The sequence below is a fragment of the Piscirickettsia salmonis LF-89 = ATCC VR-1361 genome (assembly GCF_000297215.2).
Classification (GTDB): Bacteria; Pseudomonadota; Gammaproteobacteria; order Piscirickettsiales; family Piscirickettsiaceae; genus Piscirickettsia; species Piscirickettsia salmonis.
The window spans coordinates 1-3,791 of the sequence record NZ_AMFF02000167.1; the positions used below are offsets into that span (position 1 = coordinate 1).

A 3,791-nucleotide genomic window follows, 5' to 3' on the forward strand; every position below is an offset into this window, starting at 1 on the left:
GCTCAATCTCAAGACCTCTTTCAGCTGCTATTTCTTTGAGATCACGGTAAGATAAGGCATAGCGGCCATACCAACGCACCAGCCAAAGAATGATCTCACCGGAATAATGCTTCCATTTAAAGGGTTGATTCTTCTTAAATCGTTTACGTCTACCCACAGCAATTCACTCTTAACTTCCGTTGATTGCTACACCCTACTCAAATCTAAATTTTTTGCAACAGTGCCAAAAGGGGCGTATAGACCCCTTTAAATTAGCTCGACTAGCTTTTTTTTAGCCTCGCTGTCACCTTCAATATAATGTTGTGTTGTTTGTAGTGAGGAGTGGCCCACTAATTGTTGCACATCACGTAGACTCCCACCAGCACGGATTACATTTTTTGCAGCACGAGTAACAAAGGTGCGGCGACCTGAATGACTAGAATGTCCATTAAACTCTAAATCAGCATATAAACGACTAAACCAATTGACGATCGTTTGTGGAGTAAACGCAGCTTTGCGTTGTGAAATGATGATAGGGACATTTTCATGATGGGGTGGATGAGATTCAAGTAATGCGATCAATGCTTTTTTCAGTTGCTGATTAAGAGGGATGATGCGGCCACCTTGATCACCTTTACTCACATTGTTGGTTAGGTGGATGCAATCTCCGATTTGACCGTCTGAGTTAAAAACCATTTTCCACTGGATGTGTGCAATTTCTTTCGCACGGAGTCCGGCTTTTATCGACAGCAAAAACAAAACGAGGTTTCGCTGCGGTGCGGTTGTGTTTTTGAGGTGAGTTATAACAATCCGTTCCTGTCGTTCAGATAAAATTCGCGCTTGCTTACTTAGGCCCATTTTGACCTCAAACTCATTATATTATTGATCTATATAATGATAATATAACGAGTGAGTAGAGGTGTCCAGGCTGAAAGCCTTGATAGTATTAAAGTTGTTATAGTTTGTATCATATATAACAAGTTGATTTTAGGTGGGATTATCCAAAAAATTATGACAATTTCGTCTTCATATTTAAAATAGCTCTAATATTATGGAACACGTACTATACGCAGTACGTCAAACAGACTATAATATGTACTAAAACTAGTACGTAAATTGGAGATAGGCTTATGTTACGAGACAACATTAATGCTACGGCAGCGCGGGATAATTTTAAGAGTACCTGTGATACGGTGTGTGAAAACAATGCCCCTGTACTTGTGAAGCGCAAGGGTGCTGAGGATGTCGTTATTATTTCTGCTTCTGACTTTGGTGGTATGGAAGAAACGATCCACTTATTAAGTAGTAGAATAATGGCAACACGCCTTATGAGAAGCATGAAACAACTTGATGAAGGTAAAGGTGTTCAACGTGATATTATTGAGGAGTAAGTTTTGTCAAAACTAAACTTACTTACTTGGAGTGATGATGCTTGGGATGATTACCTTTATTGGCAAGATACAGATAAAAAGGTACTTAAAAAAATCAATAAACTTATAAAGGAATGTCAACGCACGCCGACAGAAGGTATTGGTCATCCCGAACCTTTAAAACATGATTTCAGTGGCTATTGGAGCCGAAAAATAAAGGGTGAGCATAGATTAGTTTATTCATTTGATGCGACCAGTTTAATGATTGCTGCATGCCGTTACCATTATGATCAATGATGTTTTTGTTGTCATGTGCTAGGTGAACTGACTAGAACAATCAGAAACGCTCTCCGTCATATGAATCACACAACTAAGTCAGGCCGACTCGCTGCGGTTATAGCTTTTTTTCAACATTAGCCTAGAGCACTTTGTGCTCTAGGCTAATGTCTGCGTACATGAGTCACAAGAAAATAACCTTTCTGAAGCTCACTATAGCTTTTCGCAACAGTGCCATTATGAAGGCCCTGTCATGCTTGTCATCTCAGTTTCTTGTACAGCTTGAGAACGAAGATGCTTTTGTTCTTTTTCCATGAATTTTTTTAGATCACCATAAGTGTTAAACTCTTCTGACTTGCCACCTGTTATAGCTTTAGTAATTTCGACGATTGGAATATCAAGAAGTCGAGCTGCTATTTTAAGAGATTTTTCAGCTACTTTATATGTCTCCGGCAAGTTGTCGAGATCCCTTTTTGGACGAAAATGTCGGCCGAGAGGACGAGACGCCATACGAACTGTACTCAGTAAAGACTTCTTAGGAGTATCAGTATTGTTTTTCAGTCTAGTTTGTAAATGATTTGAAATTTTCTCTCTAGTGCCTTTGTCCAAGTCTTTGGCCTTTTCCGCTACTTTAGATTGGGCGTCGAGAATCAGTATTTTTGCAGCCTCTACTTTAGGATCGTCACTAGAACAAACTTGATCAAAAGTCTTTTGAGAAAGTATTTGTCCCGCACCAAGGGAAAAAATTGCTTGGTACCTTTCACAATCTCCAAGAGAAAGGCAGTCACGTTGATGAAGCTCAGTAGCAGCTTGGAAGCCTCTCTCGTGCTCTTGATGATGGCTTAAAAAGGATGGCTTCCATACTGCACTAAGGGCTGCGAGCTCTTCTTGATAAAAGCCTTGTATGTCTGCTATTGTTCTTGAGTCGAAGTCTCCAGCAATCTTTTTGTGAAGGTGGGTAGCGACTTGTTGGAAGGGCTTGTCATTTTGAAAGCGTCGGTAAGCTTGGCCCATGTAACGATCATCACTTATATGCTTTGCCCAATCACATGCGATAAAATAATTAATGGCTCTATAAGCAATAGCAGATGCAGTTTTTTCTATAGGAGTTTGTTCATCTTCACCAGTTGGGCCGTCTTTAGATTGAAGTGGTAGAGAGTCAATGATATCAATGATAATTTGTTGAGCCTCTGAGTTTCTAATCTGAATTTTCCCCCAAGTTTCAGGGTTGAGAAGCCTTACCTGAGCAAGGGCGCAAACTACTTGTTGCAATTTCTCATTTTCTTTAAGCTCTGTTTCTCTATTTTGAAAATCAACACCTGCTCGTTCTAGGGCCGCGCATGCTTGTTCAAAACTCATAAATTATAACCTCTAAATTTAAAATAATTAATAAAATCTTTTGTTTTTAAGCTGTTAATAGGTTTGGTATAATTTAATAAAAATTTTTTTAAAATAAAAAATCTAATTAATTATCTTGCTATTGGTAGAGGTGAAAATCTAATGGATGTAGTATCGATCATTTTGCGATTATACCTTTACTTGTAACTATGATTAAGTGAATCAACTTAATTTATTTATACATTAAAAACATAAATACCGTAACCGGTATAAAGTTAACAATTATTAGTTTTAAGTAAACTTTAATTTACGGTTTTCTTGCTTCGGTGACTGACATTGACGAGTCTATACCTAATACAAGCGCCCTCCGTCATCTGAAGTGCAACACTCAGTAGAGAGTTCATATTCATACAGATAAACTCTCTAGTTCGCCTTTTGACTTAGAGGGTAGAGATGGTTTATCGGCACTTAAATGAAAAAGATCGTTTTTATATCGAACAACGGTTATCAGAGGGAGACTCGCTCAGATCAATTGCTAGAGCACTTGGCTTTTTCTCCTAGCACGATTAGCCGTGAGATTAAACGGCACACCCCAATCGATTTTAAAGGTCTTTATTGTCACCGGCTTACTTCTCGCTGTGCACAAGAAAACGAGCTAACGCTAAGCAAGGACAAGCTTTTCGACAAATTTCAGAGGAGGCAAAAATGTTGATCCATCAACGGTTAAGCACCCATACATCACCCCGATGTTATCAGTCAGGAACTTATACGAGAGCATGATATCCAGGTGAGTGAAAGCACGATTTACCGTTATATTTATGATGATAG

Annotated in this window: 4 protein-coding genes and 2 pseudogenes; 3 read left to right on the forward strand and 3 right to left on the reverse strand. The window is 38.8% G+C overall.

All coding sequences use genetic code 11. The annotated features are described in order from the left end of the window. Positions 1 to 157: pseudogene (locus C200_RS12785) on the reverse strand (IS6 family transposase); the annotation flags it as partial. Positions 158 to 246: 89 nt separating this feature from the next. Further along, on the reverse strand, positions 247 to 837 hold the full coding sequence (locus C200_RS12790; protein ID WP_033923809.1) for a tyrosine-type recombinase/integrase: 591 nt from the start codon (positions 835 to 837) through the stop codon (positions 247 to 249). Between the two features lie 272 nt (positions 838 to 1,109). Between C200_RS12790 and C200_RS12795 the strand changes: the two genes are divergently transcribed. Then, positions 1,110 to 1,370, forward strand: coding sequence for a type II toxin-antitoxin system Phd/YefM family antitoxin (locus C200_RS12795; protein WP_032126795.1), 261 nt, complete (start codon positions 1,110 to 1,112; stop codon positions 1,368 to 1,370). 3 nt (positions 1,371 to 1,373) lie between these two features. Further along, positions 1,374 to 1,646, forward strand: a complete 273-nt coding sequence (locus C200_RS12800; protein WP_016211910.1) for a Txe/YoeB family addiction module toxin — start codon at positions 1,374 to 1,376, stop codon at positions 1,644 to 1,646. A gap of 216 nt (positions 1,647 to 1,862) precedes the next feature. Here C200_RS12800 and C200_RS12805 read toward each other — a convergent pair whose 3' ends face one another. After that, positions 1,863 to 2,984: a hypothetical protein gene (locus C200_RS12805; RefSeq protein ID WP_016211913.1), complete on the reverse strand. Its 1,122-nt coding sequence runs from the start codon at positions 2,982 to 2,984 to the stop codon at positions 1,863 to 1,865. Between the two features lie 432 nt (positions 2,985 to 3,416). On the opposite strand from C200_RS12805, the pseudogene C200_RS16955 reads away from it, so the two are divergent. Beyond that, positions 3,417 to 3,791 (forward strand): annotated as a pseudogene (locus C200_RS16955) (transposase); the annotation flags it as partial.

Bases quoted from the DNA above. Each gene is read 5' to 3' on its own strand.
- C200_RS12795 (WP_032126795.1), top strand. From the start codon at position 1,110: ATGTTACGAGACAACATTAATGCTACGGCAGCGCGGGATAATTTTAAG.
- C200_RS12790 (WP_033923809.1), bottom strand. From the start codon at position 837: ATGGGCCTAAGTAAGCAAGCGCGAATTTTATCTGAACGACAGGAACGG.
- C200_RS12805 (WP_016211913.1), bottom strand. From the start codon at position 2,984: ATGAGTTTTGAACAAGCATGCGCGGCCCTAGAACGAGCAGGTGTTGAT.